Origin of the sequence: Gemmobacter aquarius (assembly GCF_003060865.1) — a bacterium.
Taxonomy (GTDB): Bacteria; Pseudomonadota; Alphaproteobacteria; order Rhodobacterales; family Rhodobacteraceae; genus Paragemmobacter; species Paragemmobacter aquarius.
This window is the reverse complement of record NZ_CP028918.1, coordinates 2,637,303-2,654,120: the sequence shown is the minus strand read 5'-3', so window position 1 is coordinate 2,654,120 and position 16,818 is coordinate 2,637,303. Positions and strand designations below refer to the sequence as shown.

General features: G+C 65.8%; 18 protein-coding genes and 1 tRNA gene. 10 read left to right on the top strand and 9 right to left on the bottom strand.

Going from position 1 to position 16,818, the window contains the following annotated elements; all coding sequences use genetic code 11:
- The first annotated feature begins 177 nt into the window (after positions 1 to 177).
- Positions 178 to 1,716, top strand: a complete 1,539-nt coding sequence (locus tag HYN69_RS12805) for an ATP-dependent DNA helicase (RefSeq protein ID WP_108436086.1) — start codon at positions 178 to 180, stop codon at positions 1,714 to 1,716.
- Between the two features lie 97 nt (positions 1,717 to 1,813).
- Positions 1,814 to 2,050 carry an Lrp/AsnC family transcriptional regulator gene (locus HYN69_RS12800; RefSeq protein WP_108436085.1) on the top strand — a complete coding sequence of 79 codons (237 nt, stop codon included), beginning with the start codon at positions 1,814 to 1,816 and terminating at the stop codon, positions 2,048 to 2,050.
- A gap of 151 nt (positions 2,051 to 2,201) precedes the next feature.
- Here HYN69_RS12800 and HYN69_RS12795 read toward each other — a convergent pair whose 3' ends face one another.
- Both HYN69_RS12795 and HYN69_RS12790 read right to left on the bottom strand, forming a co-directional pair.
- A complete protein-coding gene (locus tag HYN69_RS12795) occupies positions 2,202 to 3,275 on the bottom strand; it encodes a quinone-dependent dihydroorotate dehydrogenase (RefSeq protein ID WP_108436084.1) in 1,074 nt (357 codons plus the stop codon).
- The gene (locus HYN69_RS12790) at positions 3,272 to 3,610 is read right to left on the bottom strand and encodes a DUF952 domain-containing protein (protein WP_108436083.1); all 339 of its coding nucleotides are present in this window, start codon (positions 3,608 to 3,610) and stop codon (positions 3,272 to 3,274) included. Before HYN69_RS12790 ends, HYN69_RS12795 begins: the two co-directional genes overlap by 4 nt.
- 110 nt (positions 3,611 to 3,720) lie before the next feature.
- On the opposite strand from HYN69_RS12790, the gene HYN69_RS12785 reads away from it, so the two are divergent.
- Together HYN69_RS12785 and HYN69_RS12780 are read left to right on the top strand one after the other, a co-directional pair.
- Positions 3,721 to 4,371, top strand: coding sequence for an SOS response-associated peptidase (locus tag HYN69_RS12785; protein ID WP_108437193.1), 651 nt, complete (start codon positions 3,721 to 3,723; stop codon positions 4,369 to 4,371).
- A 46-nt stretch (positions 4,372 to 4,417) separates the two neighbouring features.
- A tRNA-Gly gene (locus HYN69_RS12780) sits at positions 4,418 to 4,491 on the top strand.
- A gap of 277 nt (positions 4,492 to 4,768) precedes the next feature.
- Here the strand turns inward: HYN69_RS12780 and HYN69_RS12775 are convergent.
- From HYN69_RS12775 to fabA, 4 genes are all read right to left on the bottom strand, one after another.
- Positions 4,769 to 5,569: an enoyl-ACP reductase FabI gene (locus tag HYN69_RS12775; RefSeq protein WP_108436082.1), complete on the bottom strand. Its 801-nt coding sequence runs from the start codon at positions 5,567 to 5,569 to the stop codon at positions 4,769 to 4,771.
- A 45-nt stretch (positions 5,570 to 5,614) separates the two neighbouring features.
- Entirely contained in the window at positions 5,615 to 6,844 is a 1,230-nt protein-coding gene (gene fabB, locus HYN69_RS12770; RefSeq protein ID WP_108436081.1) for a beta-ketoacyl-ACP synthase I, read from the bottom strand.
- Between the two features lie 226 nt (positions 6,845 to 7,070).
- On the bottom strand, positions 7,071 to 7,736 hold the full coding sequence (locus HYN69_RS21810) for a PAS domain-containing protein (RefSeq protein ID WP_108436080.1): 666 nt from the start codon (positions 7,734 to 7,736) through the stop codon (positions 7,071 to 7,073).
- Between the two features lie 360 nt (positions 7,737 to 8,096).
- A complete protein-coding gene (gene fabA, locus HYN69_RS12760; RefSeq protein ID WP_108436079.1) occupies positions 8,097 to 8,603 on the bottom strand; it encodes a bifunctional 3-hydroxydecanoyl-ACP dehydratase/trans-2-decenoyl-ACP isomerase in 507 nt (168 codons plus the stop codon).
- A 195-nt stretch (positions 8,604 to 8,798) separates the two neighbouring features.
- Between fabA and irrA the strand changes: the two genes are divergently transcribed.
- Positions 8,799 to 9,215: an iron response transcriptional regulator IrrA gene (gene irrA / locus HYN69_RS12755; protein ID WP_108436078.1), complete on the top strand. Its 417-nt coding sequence runs from the start codon at positions 8,799 to 8,801 to the stop codon at positions 9,213 to 9,215.
- A 30-nt stretch (positions 9,216 to 9,245) separates the two neighbouring features.
- Here the strand turns inward: irrA and HYN69_RS12750 are convergent, their stop codons facing one another.
- The 3 genes from HYN69_RS12750 to HYN69_RS12740 form a co-directional block, all read right to left on the bottom strand.
- Positions 9,246 to 9,851: a glutathione S-transferase family protein gene (locus HYN69_RS12750; RefSeq protein ID WP_108436077.1), complete on the bottom strand. Its 606-nt coding sequence runs from the start codon at positions 9,849 to 9,851 to the stop codon at positions 9,246 to 9,248.
- Positions 9,852 to 10,035: 184 nt separating this feature from the next.
- Complete coding sequence (locus HYN69_RS12745; protein WP_108436076.1) at positions 10,036 to 10,584, bottom strand: fasciclin domain-containing protein; 549 nt, start codon at positions 10,582 to 10,584, stop codon at positions 10,036 to 10,038.
- Between the two features lie 180 nt (positions 10,585 to 10,764).
- The gene (locus HYN69_RS12740; protein ID WP_108436075.1) at positions 10,765 to 11,634 is read right to left on the bottom strand and encodes a hypothetical protein; all 870 of its coding nucleotides are present in this window, start codon (positions 11,632 to 11,634) and stop codon (positions 10,765 to 10,767) included.
- Positions 11,635 to 11,815: 181 nt separating this feature from the next.
- On the opposite strand from HYN69_RS12740, the gene miaB reads away from it, so the two are divergent.
- From miaB to HYN69_RS12715, 5 genes are all read left to right on the top strand, one after another.
- A complete protein-coding gene (gene miaB, locus HYN69_RS12735) occupies positions 11,816 to 13,144 on the top strand; it encodes a tRNA (N6-isopentenyl adenosine(37)-C2)-methylthiotransferase MiaB (RefSeq protein WP_108436074.1) in 1,329 nt (442 codons plus the stop codon).
- Between the two features lie 177 nt (positions 13,145 to 13,321).
- On the top strand, positions 13,322 to 13,891 hold the full coding sequence (locus tag HYN69_RS12730) for an OmpA family protein (protein WP_230426399.1): 570 nt from the start codon (positions 13,322 to 13,324) through the stop codon (positions 13,889 to 13,891).
- Entirely contained in the window at positions 13,891 to 14,256 is a 366-nt protein-coding gene (locus HYN69_RS12725; RefSeq protein ID WP_108436073.1) for a hypothetical protein, read from the top strand. The genes HYN69_RS12730 and HYN69_RS12725 overlap by 1 nt, the downstream gene beginning before the upstream one ends.
- 258 nt (positions 14,257 to 14,514) lie before the next feature.
- Positions 14,515 to 15,531 (top strand): PhoH family protein, encoded by a 1,017-nt coding sequence (locus HYN69_RS12720; RefSeq protein ID WP_108436072.1) that lies wholly within the window; start codon positions 14,515 to 14,517, stop codon positions 15,529 to 15,531.
- A gap of 236 nt (positions 15,532 to 15,767) precedes the next feature.
- On the top strand, positions 15,768 to 16,796 hold the full coding sequence (locus tag HYN69_RS12715) for a hydroxyacid dehydrogenase (protein WP_108436071.1): 1,029 nt from the start codon (positions 15,768 to 15,770) through the stop codon (positions 16,794 to 16,796).
- Positions 16,797 to 16,818 lie beyond the last annotated feature (22 nt).

Here is a 16,818-nt window from a genome sequence, read left to right as displayed (position 1 = left end):
CCGTTTGCGGGTTGCGCTGCGCTTCCGGTCCTGGCCTGCTTTGCCGTGTCAGGATTATCCTTGGGGGGCAGGGGCGCGGTACGCGGCCCACGGGGGGCTGGATAGCCCCCCCGCCTTGACGCGTGTCGCAGGGCGCTGCCCCTGTCATCTTTCGCTTGGGGGCGATATGTTGGCGGCATGAATGCGCCCGCCCTTACCTTTTCCGAAGATCAGGCCGAAGCCTGGGACCGTGTGGCGGCCGAGTTGTTCCTTTCGGGCATCGATCTTGCCTCGGGCGAGGTTCTCCCGCGTGAGGAGGGCAAGCCTTCGGTGCTGGCGGTGGTGGGCAAGGCGGGGTCGGGCAAGACGATGCTTCTGGCCAGCCTGACCAAATCGCTGGTGGCGGCGGGGGTCGAGGTGGTCTCGGGCGATTACGAGGGCAAGAAACGGAAAGACCGGCGCACGCTGGCGGTGCTGGCACCGACCAACAAGGCGGCATCGGTGCTGCGCCTGCGCGGGGTTCCGGCGACGACGATCCACCGGATCCTCTATACGCCGGTTTACGACCCCGAATACGAACGCATCGCGGAATGGCTGGCCGGAAACGGCGAGCGGCCTGTGGTCGAGGGGCTGACCGACATTTCGCTGGACCGGGCCTTGGCGTTTTACCAGACGGTGGCATCGATCCCCGGCGCGCTGGCGGCGGCGGGGTTGAAGGGGTCGGATTTCATCAAGGGCTGGAAGCGGCGGGAAGAGCCGCTGGATGTGGGGTTCATCGATGAATCCTCGATGCTGGACGAACGCGCGCTGGACGATCTGCGCGAGATTTTCCCGACGCTGGTGCTGTTTGGCGATCCGGCGCAGTTGGCGCCGGTGGGGCTGTCGGGCGAAATGGTGTTTGACCGGCTGGGCGATTCGCGCCGGCTGGTTTTAAGCCGCATCCACCGCCAGACGCAGGACAATCCGATTCTCGATCTGGCCCATGCGCTGGGCGATGAGGCGCTGCGCTTCGACCAGTTCGAGCGGATGGTGGAAGATATTTCCGCCCGTGACGGGCGGGTGGTGATGGCGGAACGGGTGGATGCGGACCTGATGTCACGCAGCCCCGTGCTGGTGTGGCGCAATGCGACGCGGATCAGGTTGATTTCGGCCTTTCGCGGGGCGTTCGGCGCGCCCGAGGATGCGTTGCTGCCGGGCGAGCCTTTGATCTGCGACGGGATCGAATTGCCGTTGAAGCATCGCAAGAAGCGGATCGATCTGGAAGCGCGCGGGCTGATCAAGGGGGCGCAGGTGATCTACCTTGGCCCCGGATCGAAGGACGGTTTCGCCAAATTGCATGTGGTGGGGGCCGAAGAGCCGCAGGTTTCGGCGGCCTCGATCATCAAGATCGAGAAGCCCGACGAGGAAGAGCCGTTCATTCCGGCGGCGGCCAAGATGGGGGCTGCCTTCCTGCACGGCGCGGCAGTGACGATCCACAAGGCGCAAGGGTCGCAATGGGAGGATGTGCAGGTCTTCGCGCCCGACATCTATGCCGCAGCGCAGGCGGGCCGGTCGGAGGCGGGCGTGCCCTTGTGGAAGCGGCTGGCTTACGTGGCGATCACGCGGGCATCGACGCGGCTGTTGTGGGTGACGCGCTACCGGCTGGGCAAGCCCAAGGGAGAACTGGGAATTTCCGATCTGAAGAAGGGGCCGGCTGCGCTGGTCCTGCAGCCCGAGGCGCTGCCCGAGGGGGAGTGACCAAAATCCTTGTGAAGGATTTTGCCAATTTTCTTTTCAAGAAAATTGCGGCTGGCCGAGGGTTTGGTTAGGGTCGGGCCAAGATCAGGAGGCCATCATGCGCTGCGTTTTCGTCCAGTTCCGCTGCACCCCCGGCAAGACCTACGAGGTGGCGGAAGCCATCTATGACCGCGAGGTGGTGAGCGAGCTTTACTCGACCAGCGGCGAGTATGATCTGATCGCCAAGGTCTATATCCCCGACGACGAGGATGTGGGCCATTACCTGTCGGGGCGGCTGTTCGACATTCCGGACATCGTGCGGACCCTGACCACGATGACGTTCAAGGCGTTCTGAACGTTTCGGGTCGGTGATCTTGCGGAGCGCGGCCAAGGGGCCGCGCAAGGCTTCGTCTCGCCTGCGGCTCGGGTTCAGGGGGCGCTCGCGCCCCCTCTTGCCGCGTGCCGCGACAATTCACCCCCCGAGGATATTTGAAGGGCAGAAAATGTCAGAGCCAGTCGGCGCGGGCGGTGCCGGTGGCCTCATCTATCGACGAGAAGCCGTCGCGGGCGAGGAGGCGGTCGAGGCCGGTGGCGATGTCGGCGGCGAGGCTGAGGCCGTGGTAGACCATGGCGGTGTAGAACTGGACGGCCGAGGCCCCGGCGCGGATCTTGGCATAGGCCTGCTCGGCGGTTTCAATGCCGCCGACGCCGATCAGGGGGAGGGTGCCTTGGGTCAGGGCCGAGAGGCGGGCGAGGATGCGGGTGGATTTGTCGAACAAGGGCGCGCCGGAGAGGCCGCCCGCTTCGCTGCGATGCGGGCTGGAAAGGCCGTCGCGCGCGAGGGTGGTGTTGGTGGCGATGATGCCTGCGATGCCGGTTTCGAAAGCGGCGGCGGCGATGTCCTTGAGGTCGTCATCGGTCAGGTCGGGGGCGATTTTCAGGAAGATCGGGATCGGGGTGGCGAGGCGGGCGCGGGTGTCCATCACGCCGCGCAGCAGCGCGGTGAGGGCGGCGCGGCCCTGGAGATCGCGGAGTTTTTCGGTGTTGGGGGAGGAGACGTTGACGGTGGCGAAGTCGGCGTGCGGGCCGCAGGTGGCGAGGACGGCCGCAAAATCGGCGGCGCGGTCGGGGCTGTCCTTGTTGGCGCCTAGGTTGAGGCCAACGGGAACGTAGCCTTGGACGGGGCCGCGTTGGCGCTGCGCGAGGCGGGTGGCGATGGCGTCTGCGCCTTGGTTGTTGAAGCCGAAGCGGTTGATTGCGGCGCGGTCTTGGGTCAGGCGGAACAGACGGGGTTTCGGGTTGCCCGGTTGCGGGCGGGGGGTGGCTGCACCGACCTCGATGAAGCCGAAGCCTGCGCGCGACAGGGGGGCTATGGCGGTGGCGTTCTTGTCGTAGCCTGCGGCGAGGCCGACTGGGTTGGGGAGTTCGAGGCCCGCAAGGGTTGTGGCGAGGCGGGGCGAGGTGACGGGGCCGGGGGCGGGGGCGAGGCCTGCTTGCAGCGCGCGGATCGACAGGCCGTGTGCGGTTTCGGGGTCTGTCAGGTGGAGAAGGGCGAGGCCCGCGCGTTCGAGCCGTTTCACCAGACACCTTCGGGGAAGATATGGCCGCTGGCACCGAGGGGCAGGGATTTGTCCCAGACCACATCGGCGAGGGTGAGGGGGCGGTAAAGGTGCGGGAAGAGGGCGCCGCCGCGGGATGGCTCCCACTTCAGCATCGGGCCGAGGGTGGTGGAGTTGAAGGCGACGAGGACGAGATCGCTTTCGGTGGCGAACCATTTCGCGGCGGTTTCGGCGACCTGGGCCGCCGTCGAAAAGTGGATGAAGCCATCGGCTATGTCGATGGGGGCGCCTGCGGTCTGGCCGGCGGCGCGGTAGGCATCCCATTCGGGGCGGCGGAAGATTTTGTAGATCAGCATGGGCGGTTCATTGCACTGCGGGGGGCGGTCGGTCAATGGGGGTCGGCTGTGCGGGCATGGCCGGTTGTGCTGCGCTTGGCAGGCGTGGCTGGCGGGCCTATCTTGGGGGCATGTGCGGACGTTTCACCATCACCCACCCGAATGACGCGCTGGCGCGACTGTTCGATGCCGTGCCGTCGAACGATCTGCCGCCGTCGCCGCGGTTCAATGTTTGTCCGACGACGCCAGTCGCCGTGGTGACGAGCGATGGGGGCGTGCGGCGGTTGCGCCCGATGCGCTGGGGGTTCATTCCAAGCTGGTACAAGACGCCGACGGACGGGCCGCTGATCATCAATGCACGGGCCGATACGGTGGCGGTGAAGCCCGCCTTCCGCGAGGCGGTGCGGGCGCGGCGCTGCATCGTGCCCGCGAGCGGGTTTTACGAATGGCAGGCCGAGGGCAAGGCCAAGCTGCCGTGGTATTTCACCCGTGTGGATGGGGCGCCCTTGGCCTTTGCGGGACTGTGGCAGAGGTGGGGGGAACTGGACACGGTGGCCATCGTCTCGACTGACGCGGGGCCGGGGATGTGCGGGCTGCACCACCGCGAAGCCGTGGTGCTGGAGGCGGCCGACTGGCCCCTGTGGCTGGGCGAGGCGGGGCATGGGGCGGCGGTGTTGATGAAAGCCTCGGGCGGCGGGGTGCTGGCGGCGCATCGGGTGGACGTGGCGGTGAATTCCAACCGTGCCGAGGGGGCGGGATTGATCGAGCCGCTTTTGGCGTGAGGGGTGGGTTGCATCCGCTTTCGCGGGTGGCTAGATAGGCATCAGCGCGGGCGTTGTGTAATGGTAAGACCCTTGCCTTCCAAGCAAGAGACGCGGGTTCGATTCCCGCCGCCCGCTCCAGAATAACCGATCTTGAACAGGCCCCGCCCTCGGGGGGCATCGAGCCCCCGCTCGGGCGGGCTGCCGCGGTTTGGTGCTGTGCCGGACGGGGCTTTGGCTGGCGTGGGACGGGGGCTGTCTGCCCCCGCGCGGCGCGTGCCGCGCCGCTTCCCCCGAGAATATTTATGCAAGTGTGAAACGGGCAGGGGCGGCCCTGCTTTCATGCTTGTTCAAATATCCTCGGGGGGAGGGCCGCTTGCGGCCCGTGGGGGGGCGGAAAGCCCCCCAACGGGTGGGGTCAGGCCTTGTCGGCGCCCGATTCTGGTTGCGGCATGCCGAGGACGTGGTAGCCGCCGTCGACGTGGATGATCTCTCCGGTCGTGCAGGCACCGTAGTCCGACGCGAGCCAGACGGCTGTGCCGCCTACGGCTTCGAGGGTGGCATTGGCGCGAAGGGGGGCGTTGGCTTCGGTGTGGCGGTAGGTGGCGCGCGCACCGCCGATGGCGGCCCCTGCCAGTGTCTTCATCGGCCCCGGCGATACGGCGTTGACGCGGATCTGTTGCGGGCCGAGGTCATTGGCGAGGTAGCGGACCGAGGATTCCAGCGCCGCTTTGGCCACGCCCATCACGTTGTAGTTCGGCGTGACGCGGTTCGAGCCGCCGTAGGTGAGGGTGATCAGCGTACCGCCTGCGGGCATCAGCTCGGCCGCGCGGCGCGAGATGTCGATGAAGGAGAAGCACGAGATCGCCAAGGAATTGGTGAAGTTCGCGCGCGAGGTGTTCGAGAAGCGGCCGGTGAGTTCGTTCTTGTCGGAATAGGCGATGGCATGGACCACGAAGTCTATGGTGCCCCAACGCTCTGCCAGTGCGGCGAAGCAGGCGTCGAGCGAGGCGTCGTCGGTCACGTCGACATCGACCATGAAATCTGATCCGACCGAGGCCGCGAGCGGGGCAAGGCGTTTGCCGAAAGCGTCACCCTGATAGGAGAAGGCGAGTTCGGCGCCTTCGGCGGCCATGGCGCGGGCGATGCCCCATGCGATCGAGCGTTCGTTCGCCACGCCCATGACAAGCCCGCGCTTGCCCTTCATCAGATCGGCCATTTTCTCTGTCCCTGTCGGTTTATTGCGGCTTACCCCTTGGCGGGGTCAGCCGAGATATCTGCTCATCACCAGTGTCGCGTTGGTGCCGCCGAAGCCGAAGCTGTTGGACAGGACCGAATCGAGTTTCACGCCCGTGCGGAGTTCGGTGACGATTTCGGACGGGTCGAGCGCGGGGTCGAGCGTTTTGACGTTGGCGGAGGCGGCGATGAAGTCGCCGTTGAGCATCAGAAGCGAATAGATCGCCTCGTGCACGCCGGTGGCACCCAAGGAGTGGCCGGTGAGCGATTTGGTCGATGCCACGGGGGGCGTGGAGCCTTTGCCGAAGACGCGGCGGATGGCTTCCATTTCGGTCACATCGCCTACGGGGGTGCTGGTGCCGTGGCTGTTGATGTAGTCGATGCTGCGGCCTGCGGGCAGGGTCGAGAGGGCGACACGCATCGACCGTTCGCCGCCTTCGCCCGAGGGGGCGACCATATCGTGACCGTCGGAGGTGGCGCCATAGCCGGTGACTTCGGCGTAGATCTTGGCACCACGGGCCAGCGCGTGGTTGAGTTCTTCGAGCACCACCACACCGCCACCGCCTGCGATGACGAAACCGTCGCGCGTGGCGTCATAGGTGCGGGACGCGGTTTCGGGGGCGTCGTTGTACTTGGACGACATCGCGCCCATCGCGTCGAAAAGGCACGACAGCGTCCAGTCGAGTTCCTCGCCGCCGCCGGCGAAGACGATGTCCTGCTTGCCGAACTGGATGAGTTCGGTTCCGTTGCCGATGCAATGGGCGGATGTCGAGCAGGCCGAGGTGATCGAGTAGTTGACGCCCTTGATCTTGAACGGCGTGGCGAGGCAGGCGCTGGTTGTGGACGACATGCCCTTGGTCACGCCGAAGGGGCCGATGCGCTTGGGCGAGCCGGTTTCGCGGACGATGTTATGGGCCTTGAAGAACGACTTGGTCGAGGGGCCGCCGCTGCCCACGATAATGCCGGTGCGGTCGTTCGAGATGTCCGAGGGTTCAAGGCCCGAGTCCTTGATCGCCTGATCCATGGCGATGAAGTTGTAGGCCGCACCATCGCCCATGAAGCGCAGGTCGCGCTTGTCGATATGGTCTTCCAGTACGATCTGCGGCTGGCCGTGAATTTGGCTACGGAAGCCGCGTTCGGCGTATTCGGGGGCGAAGACGATGCCCGATTTTCCGGCGCGGAGCGAGGCTTCCACCTCGGCCGCGGTGTTGCCGATGGGCGAGACGATCCCGATTCCGGTGATGACGACGCGACGCATGGAGCCTCCGTTCGTGAGCTTTGGTTTTTCTCTACGGGAGAGGGGGGATGGGGGCAAGGGGGATGGGCGCGCGAGGCGGGCTGCAGGCGACCGGCAGCAGGCGGCTGGGGGCGGGGGGCGGGTCGGGGGGCGGGGCTGCGGGTCGGGGGGGGCTGCGGGCAGAGTTTCGGGCGTAGCGGGGCCACGGGCGTGCTGCAACTGGTGCTGGTCGCGCCCTTGGGCGCAGTCAGTCGTTGGCGCGCAAGAGGCTTTGCAGCTCTTCGGTGAGGTCGGCCACGCGGGAGGCGCGGGCGGCGGTTTCGTCGGCGATGCGGCCGACTTCGCCTGCGACGACGGCAAAGCCTGCGCCGGCGCGACCGGCGCGGGCGGCTTCGATGCGGGCGTTGATCGCAAGGATGCGGAGTTCGCGCAGGACGCGGAGGACGGGTTTGGTTTCCTGCACCAAGGTGCGGCAATGGCCTGCGATGAGTTCGGTCCGCTTGCCGCGTTCGGTGTCTTCGTTGCGGCGGGCTTCGTGGTCGAGCACGATGCCTTCGAGGAATTCCAGAGCACCCGCGCCGTCGAAGACGCCGCCGCCGATTTCATGCACCCAGCGGGTCGATCCGTCGGGCCGCACGAGGCGGTAATCGACGGTCCAGTTTTCCTGCTTTTCCAGCGCGGTATCGACGGCCAGATAGACTGAATCGCAGTCGTCGGGGTGGCAGAGGCCGGAATAGGAGCGTTGAGGCGCCTCGAGAAAACCGGATGCGGGGTAGCCGGTGAGTTCGGCCACAGCGCCTTCCATCAGGAGCATCGAATAGTCGCGGTCGTTGCGGCAGCGGTAGACGAAGCCGTTGGTCCGGTGGACGATGCTGCCGATCACGGCCCGCCCGTCAAAAATTGCGCCGTCCATTCTGCCCCCGAAACTTGCTTCTCTGCGGCGCTGGCAGGTTTCGTGCCAGCAGACGCAACGATGCACAGAACGGGTGGGGCGGCGGAAAGTTTAGCGCCGGTGTGGGGCAATGCGCGCCCGCGGTTTCTGGCGCGCGCGGGCGATGGGTTGGCGGGGGGCTGGGCGAGACCGATGGCAGTATAGGGGATTTGCGACAGAGATCGGCCTTTGACCTTCGCACAGTCGCAACGCGTGGGATTGCCCCGATGCCCCAAGCATCGGGGCGCGGCCGTCCCGCCCCCCCGGGGCGGCCGCACGTATACGTGCAACCACCCCGGCGGGACGGCCGCGCCCCTTTGGCTGATGGTGCGGGAAGGGGCCTCAGCTTTCGCTGAGGGCCACCTTCATGTCCTTGACGATGTAGATCACATCGCCATCGGCTTCGACGATGCCGTCGGCGACACCCATCGTCAGGCGGCGGGTTTGCAGGGCCTTGGTGAAATTCACGCGGTAGGTCAGCATCTTGCGGTCGGGGCGGACCATGCCGGTCAGTTTGACCTCGCCCACGCCGAGCGCGTAGCCGCGGCCCTGCCAGCCGCGCCAGCCCAGGTTGAAGCCGGTCAGCTGCCACAAGCCGTCGAGGCCGAGGCAGCCCGGCATGATCGGGTTGCCGGGGAAGTGGCAGTCGAAGAACCACAGGTCTGGCGTGATGTCGAATTCGGCGACCACATGGCCCTTGCCATGTTCGCCGCCATCGCCCGAGATTTCGGTGATGCGGTCCATCATCAGCATGGGGGGCGCGGGAAGCTGGGCGTTGCCGGGGCCGAACAGCTCTCCGCGGGAGCATTTCAGCAGGGCCTCGCGGTCGAAACTGGTCGGGTAGGACATCGGGACTTCCCTTTTTTGGCGGGTCTTGCAGTGTTCGGGCGATGTAACATCGGCGTGTAAGCCAAAGCAAGGGCGGCAGGTTCCGGCAAATCAGGGGGCGTGGGCCGGGCAAGTGTTGCGGCTGCGACCTATTTTCATTTGTAAAGCGGCGGTCCGGGCCGTTATATACGGGGCAGACTGCAAGGGGCGGAGCGGATGGCGGTGACGGCACAGACACGCGGGACCGAATGGCTGGCGAGCGCAGGGTTGCGCCCGACACGGCAGCGGCTTGCGCTGGCGGCACTGCTGGTGGGTGACGGCGAGAACCGGCATGTGACGGCGGAAAGCCTGTATGCGCTGTCGGCCACGTCGGGCGAGAAGGTGTCGCTGGCGACGGTTTACAACACGCTGCGCGCGTTCTGCGAAGCGGGCCTGATGAACGAGGTCGTGGTGGACGGGTCGAAAAGCTATTTCGACACGCGCATGGACGAGCATCCGCATTTCTACTGGGAAGACAGCCACGCGCTGACCGATGCGCCCGCCGATGCCTTGCGGATCGAGGGCTTGCCCGATGCGCCTGCGGGGATGCAGGTTTCGCGCGTCGATGTGGTGATCAGGCTGAAGCGGGCCTGATCATTCGGGCCTGATCATTCTCGGGCTTGATCATTCGGGCGCGGTAAGGCGGAAGGCGTCGAGATCGGCCAGACGGTCGCGCAGGCCGCGCAATTTCGGGATGGCACCGGGGGCAATCAGGTCGGGCATGTCGATCAGCACGCCGTCGAGCGCGCAGATGGCGGTGACATCGGCCTGGGTCAGGCTGTCCCCCGCAAGGTAGGGTCCGGTCATTTCCGCTTCCAGCGCAGCCAAGCCTTGCACGATCTGCGCTTGCAGGCGGTCGAGCCACGGCTGCCAGACATGGGTTTCGGGGCGCATGGCGGTTTCGTACCACGCGGCCACGTATTTCTCGGCGGTGCCGAGGCCGATGGCCGTAAGGGCCAGCACACGGCGGCGGGCGGGGCCGGAGCGGGGGGTGAGGGCGGCTTCGCCCATCGTTTCGTCGAGGTGGTCAAGGATCGCGCTGCTGTCGGCTATGGCCGTGCCATCGTCGAGCACAAGCGCAGGGATGCGGCCGAGGGGGTTGTGGGCGGTGATCTCGTCGCGGTCGGCTGCGGTTTGCAGCGGCGCATGGTCGAAGGGGATGGCGTAAAGGTGCAGCGTGGCGCCCACGCGGCGGACGAAGGGAGAGCCATAGGTGCCGAGCAGTCGCATGGGGGTGCCTTTCGCTTTCGGGCTAGCGAAACAGGCGGCGGCGGGGCTGTCGCGTCTGATCGCGACATGGGCAAAGGGCCTGCCCCGAAGGACAGGCCCCCGCCACGGACCCACCACGGACCCGCCACGGACCCGCCACGGACCGGCCACGGACCGGCCAAGAACTGGCAGGGAGGGTGCCGGTTCAGCGCGGCAGAAGGACCGCGTTCACCACATGGATCACGCCGTTCGACTGGTTCACATCGGCGATCGTGACCTTGGACGCATTGCCCGATTCGTCGATCAGATACAGGTTCTTGCCCTTGACCTGCGCCGAGAGTGCATCGCCCGACACGGTCTGCATATGGTAGAAACCATCGGCCGAGGCTTTGGCGCGGCGCATGATTTCTTCGCCCGACAGGGTGCCTGCGACCACGTGGGCGGTCAGGATCTTGGTCAGCATCGCCTTGTTTTCAGGCTTGAGCAGGGTTTCGACGGTGCCTGCGGGCAGGGCCGCGAAGGCGTCGTTCACGGGGGCGAAGACGGTGAAGGGGCCTGCCGATTGCAGGGTTTCCACGAGGCCCGCGGCCTGCACGGCGGCGACGAGCGTGGTGTGATCGGCCGAGTTCACGGCGTTTTCGACGATGTTCTTGGTGGCGAACATGGGCGCACCGCCCACCATCGGGTTTTCGGCGGCAAAGGCGGGAAGCGCGAAGAGGGTGGTAAGCGCGAGGGCGCGGATCGAGAGTTTCATGGGCAGTCTCCGGTTTGGAGGCGGGCCGATCCCGCCTTGTGTCCGGAGCTACGGGGGGCTTTGGGGCCGAGTTTCAGGCGGGATGAAATTTTCCCGGCCGGGGTGTTGGCGGATGCCGCCGGGGTTTCACCCCGGACCCCAGAGTATTTGGGGCAAGGATGAACGGGGGAGGTTGGAGGGTCAGAACCACTGGCCGGGTTCCATCAGGCCGAAGTCCATCAGTTGCTGGCTGTGCCATTGGAATTCGGTCGAGTTGTGCCAGCGGAAATTGTGGATTTCGTAGCGCGAGCCGGGGTTGGATTTGAGCGCCTTGGCCGTGCGGAACGAGCAGACGGCGGCGGTCAGGTTGTTGTGCCACGGGCAGGCGTAGGTGTTCATCTCGTCGTCATCGAAGGTGAAATCGGGGCGCAGGGTCAGGCCGCGGCGGGTCTTGAAGATCGAGATGCGGTCGATCTTGCGGCGGGTCCATGGCACGTGTTCTTCGAACCGCCAGCGCAGGCCGCCGTAGAAATCGAGCTGGCGGTCCTTGGGTTGCCAGTTGTTTGCGGGGTCTTGGCGGGCGAGCGCGTAATAGCCCGAGCGGTCGAGATGGGCATCTTCGAGGCTGACGGCATTGGGCGCGCGGTTCAGGTCGCCTGCGTAGAGGTCGACGACATAGGTGAGCATGGCATTGCGCCGTTCCTCGGTGTGGAAGGCCAGAAGCTCGCGGATCGAGCGAGTTTCGCAGAAGGGGTGGAACAGGTATTCGGCGTTGAAGCAGTAATAAAGCCAGATGTCGGGGAAGGCGTCGTTCAGCCGGTTGACGGCGACGACGAGGGCGCCTTCGGCGTTGCTGTCATAGTCGATGCGCGTCACCTCGTCTGCCAGTTTGGCGCCGAGCGGCGTGTCGGGATTGGCGAGCAGGAGGACCGGCGAGAAGCCTGCGGCGAGGTGGTGGCGCAGCGTGGTGTCGATCTCGACCCCGTCTTCGGCGACGATCACGGCGACGGGCCCTTTGGGCGGGCTGCGGCGCTGGCTGTCGATATAGGCGTCGAGACTGGCAAAACGCATGGGCTGTTCCAAGGGCGAGGGTACTGGCGCGCAGAGTCGGGGGAAAGGGCCGGTATTGCAAGCCCCGTGCCCGCGATCTTGGCCCGCGATCTTGCGCCGGCCTTGCGGGGCACTCATTGCGCGGGGGCGCGAAGGGCGTATATGAAGGCTGGTTTTCAAAGCATGGGATGGGGCGCGGGTCATGGTCGAGGCGAAGAAGCTGTTCATCAAGACCTATGGCTGCCAGATGAATGTCTATGACAGCGAGCGCATGGTCGAGGCCATGGGTGCCGAGGGCTATGTAACGACCGAAACGGTCGAGGATGCCGACATGGTGCTGCTCAACACCTGCCACATCCGCGAGAAGGCGTCGGAGAAGCTCTATTCGGATCTGGGGCGGTTGCGGGCGTTCAAGGAGGCCAAGCCCGAGATGAAGATCGGTGTCGCAGGCTGCGTGGCGCAGGCCGAGGGCGACGAGATCATGCGCCGGATGCCGCTAGTCGATCTGGTGGTGGGGCCGCAAAGTTACCACCGCCTGCCCGAGATGAACCGGCGCCTGCTGGCGGGGGGCAAGGCGATCGACACCGAGTTTCCGGCGGAAGACAAGTTTGACCACCTGCCCGAGCGCAAGGCCTTGCGCGGGCCGTCGGCGTTTCTGACGGTGCAGGAGGGCTGCGACAAGTTCTGCGCGTTCTGCGTGGTGCCCTATACCCGTGGCGCCGAGGTCAGCCGCCCCGCCGACCGCCTGCTGGCCGAGGCGCGGGGGCTGGTGGAAAAAGGCGTGAAGGAGATCACGCTTCTGGGCCAGAACGTGAACGCCTATCACGGAGCGGGCGCCGCATCGGATGGCGGCGGCGACTGGGGCCTTGCGCGGCTGGTGCGGGCGCTGGCGCGGATCGACGGGCTGGAGCGTATCCGCTATACCACGAGCCACCCCAACGACATGGAAGACGACCTGATCGCCGCGCATGGCGACGAGCCGAAACTGATGCCCTATCTGCATCTGCCGGTGCAATCGGGGTCGGACCGGATCTTGAAGGCGATGAACCGCAAGCACGGGCGGGATGCCTATTTCCGCATGATCGAACGCGTCAGGGCCGCGCGGCCCGACATTCTGCTGAGTTCGGATTTCATCGTGGGCTTCCCCGGCGAGACCGATGCCGATTTCGCCGATACGCTGGATCTGATCCGCGCGGTGGGGTTCGGGCAATCCTACAGCTTCAAGTATTCGGCCCGTCCCGGCACGCCTGCGGCGGAAAAACCGGGCGTCGAGGCCGGCGTGGCCGATGCGCGGCTGCAAGCGGTGCAGGCGCTTTTGCTGGAGCAGCAGCGGGCCATTCAGGCGGGCATGGTCGGGCGCGAGGTGGCGGTGCTTTACGAAAAGGCGGGGCGCATGGCCGGGCAGATGGTCGGCAAGTCGGACCATCTGCATGCCGTGCATGTGACCGACGCTGCGGGCAAGCCGGGCGATCTGGTCAGGGTGCGGATTGTCGAATCCGGTCCGAACTCGCTTGGCGGCCAGCGGGTCTGAGCGTTTCGGCAACCGGCACAGTCACGTCAGGTCCGGTGCAATTGTTTCTACAATCGCTTGCGCTTCCGGATGGGATACATCCTTTGGTATGAATCCGCTTTACAGGGCCTAATTGTCTGGGCAAACGTGACGTCTGTGTATGTGACTTGGATTGTTGGTTAACGAGGGAGCTTCGGCGTGTACGGGTATTCCAAGGCTGTGCGCTTTGTCGCCGCCGTTCTGTTTTGCCTGCTGGGCATAACGAGTGCGACAGAAACATTCGCCCAACAACAACCGGTCGTCACTGGACGGATCGAATGGGGCATATGGCTTGACCGGGACGGGTGCCAGCACTGGTATTCGGACGGTGGTCTCGAAGGCTATATGGTCGAGCGCGTGCGTCCCAAGGACGGCAAGCCGGTCTGCGTGAAGATCAACACCTGCCTTGTCGCCAACACCGACACGATGTTCGCCACCGACAGCGCCCATCTGACGGCCAGCGGGGCCGAACGGTTGCGGCAGTTCTTTTCGGGTGCGGGCGCCTATGGCTACGCGGTGTACGGGCACACCGATGCCCGCGCGTCGGATGAATACAACATGAGCCTGTCGAACCGGAGGGCGGCGGCGGTGGCGTCTGTCGCGCGGTCGGTCGGCGCGGTGGTCGAGCGCGAGCAGGGATTCGGTGAACGCCAGCCCCGGGCGTCGAACGATACGGCCGAGGGCATGGCGCAGAACCGGCGCGTCGAAGTGGTTTGCTACAGGTGGTGATGATGCGTAACGTGACGTTTCCCGCAGTGTTGATGCTGCTTTCGGCGCTGGCGGGCTGCGGTATGACCCCGACGCGCGGCACGGGGCCGGATGGCGAGCCGCCCTTGCTGGCCAAGCCGCAGGACAAGACCATTTTCGGGCTCGACGCGCAAAAGGGGCGCGGGCTGGTGGATGGGCAGGCGGCGATCGCCTATGATCCCGATGGCTGCCAGATCTGGATCATCGACGACGGGGCCGAAGGCTATTCCAGCCGCCGCCGCGATCCGGTTTCGGGGATGCCGGTCTGCGACACCCGCGTGAAACCTGGCTATGTGGTGGGCGATCCGCGGGTGAACCGCGTGCCAGACTGGCGCCCTGTGCGCTAGACGGGCAAGTGCGGGCTATTGACCCGCAGCAAGAAGCGCAGATTTCGGGGCCGTGGCATGATGCTGCGGCCCCTTTTGCTTGGGCACCGCGCAGCCTATTTCGGCGTTGAGCATTACCGTCACGCGGGTTGCACAAAAGACGGGCAGTCTTGCGGAGCGGACGAATTGATGACCGCAGCGTAGATATGGTGCTTGCCATGCGCCAAAACGCGGATCATCATCAAGATGTGGCGAACGTAGGCTTAGAAGGAGAGCTCCTTGGGCATCAGCGCGCTGACCCCCCCGACCCGTTCCGAGGACGTTGTGGAAACGACCCTCGAATTCCCGGACAACCGGCTTTTGATCGACCTTTGCGGTGAATTCGACCGCAATCTGGCGCAGATCGAGCATCAGATGGGGGTCCATATCCTGCGGCGGGGCAACCGTCTGGCGGTGATCGGGGAAAAACTGGCGCGTGAACAGGCCGCCGCCGTGCTGCGCTCGCTTTATGCGCGGCTGGAATCGGGGCGCGGCGTGCAGGCCGGCGACATTGACGGCGCGATGCGGATGGGCCGGCCGATGCCGGACCGCGCCCTTGCCGACGGAGAGCAGATCGAACTGTTCAATGCAGGGATGGAGCTTCGCACAAGGAAGAAGCCGATCGAACCGCGGACCGAGGCGCAAAAGGCCTATGTCGCGAACCTGTTCGCCAATGAACTCGGCTTCGGCATCGGGCCTGCGGGCACCGGCAAGACCTATCTGGCGGTGGCGGTCGGGGTGACCATGTTCATCAGCGGAGCGGTGGAAAAGATCATCCTGTCGCGCCCAGCGGTGGAGGCGGGCGAGCGGTTGGGCTTTCTGCCCGGCGACATGAAGGAGAAGGTCGACCCCTACATGCAGCCGCTTTACGATGCGCTGAACGATTTCCTGCCCGCCAAGCAGGTGCAGAAACTGCTGGAGGAAAAGCGGATCGAGATCGCGCCCTTGGCCTTTATGCGGGGGCGGACACTGTCGAACGCCTTTGTGGTGCTGGACGAGGCGCAGAATGCCACGACCATGCAGATGAAGATGTTCCTCACCCGTCTGGGCGAGGGCAGCCGCATGGTGATCACCGGCGACCGCACGCAGGTCGACCTGCCGCGCGGCGTGCCAAGCGGGTTGCAGGATGCCGAACGCATCCTCAAAGGGGTCAAGGGCGTGACCTTCAACTACTTCACCGCCAAGGATGTGGTGCGCCATCCGCTCGTCGCGCGCATCATCGAAGCCTACGAGGCGAACGAGACCCCGCAGGCCTGACCGGTCTGGCAAAAGGGGGGGGGCTAATCGCCCCCCCCCCCCCCGGCACTTTCCCCTTTCACGCTTGCTCAAATATCCTCGGGGGTGAATTGCCGCGCATGCGGCAAGAGGGGGGTGAAGCCCCCCAAACGCGCGCCGCAAGGCGCTGATCGCTTGCGGCGGCACGCCGCTCCGCTTGATTGGCGTTGCAGGGCGGCGGGGCGGTTTGTAGCCTTGTCGGGAAGAGGAGATTTCCCGTGACCGACACCCGCCCGCTGATCCTGTCTTGCCCGCTGCCGCGCAGTCTGCCGCTGATCTTTGCGCCCGACAGGCTGGCCGAACTGCATGCGCGCTACCGGATCGTCGAGACGGTGGACGAAGACATCGCCCGCCTGCCCGACGATGTGCTGGCCGAAGCGCGCTATATCATCGGGCAGCCGCCGCTGGATGCGGCCTTGCTTGCGCGGCTTGCGGGGTTGCGCTGCATCTTCAATGTGGAATCCAACCTGATCAACAACATGCCTTACGACGAGGTGTTTCGCCGTGGCATCCATGTGGTGACCACGGGGGCGGTGTTCGCGCAGCCGGTGGCCGAGATCGGGCTGGGCTTCGCGCTGTCGCTGTTGCGTAACATCCACGGGGCGGATGCCGATTTCCGCGCGGGGCGCGAATTGTGGGGGGGCGACGGCAACGGCGAGGCGCGGCTTTTGACGGGGGCCGAGGTCGGGATCATCGGGTTCGGCGATCTGGGCCGTGCCGTGGCGCGGGTGTTGACGGGGTTCCAGCCGCGTCTGCGGGTTTATGACCCGTGGCTGCCGCCTTCGCGTCTGCGCGAGGCGGGCGCGCAGCCTTGCGGGCTGGCCGAGGTTCTGGCGCAGTCGGATGTGGTGTTTTGCACCGCTGCCGTGACCAGCGAGAACCGGGCGTTTCTGGGCGAGGAAGCGTTTGCCGATATGCGGCGGGGGGCGTTGTTCCTGCTTTTATCGCGGGCCGATGTGGTGGATTTCGCGGCGCTCATCGCGGCGGTCAGGTCGGGGCATATTCTGGCTGCAAGCGATGTGTTCCCCGAGGAACCCTTGCCTTCCGACCATCCGGTGCGGTCGGTTCCGGGGTTCCTTTTGTCGGCGCATCGGGCGGGGGCCTTGGACATCGCCTTCAAGCGGATGGGCGAGATGGTGCTGGATGATCTGGCCCTGCTCGACCGCGATCTGCCGCCCATGGTCTGCAAGCGGGCCGAGCGCGAGACGGTGGCGCGGTTCCGGTCAAAACCGGTCAGCCGCAACTAGCACGCTTGCGGCGCGGTTTGGC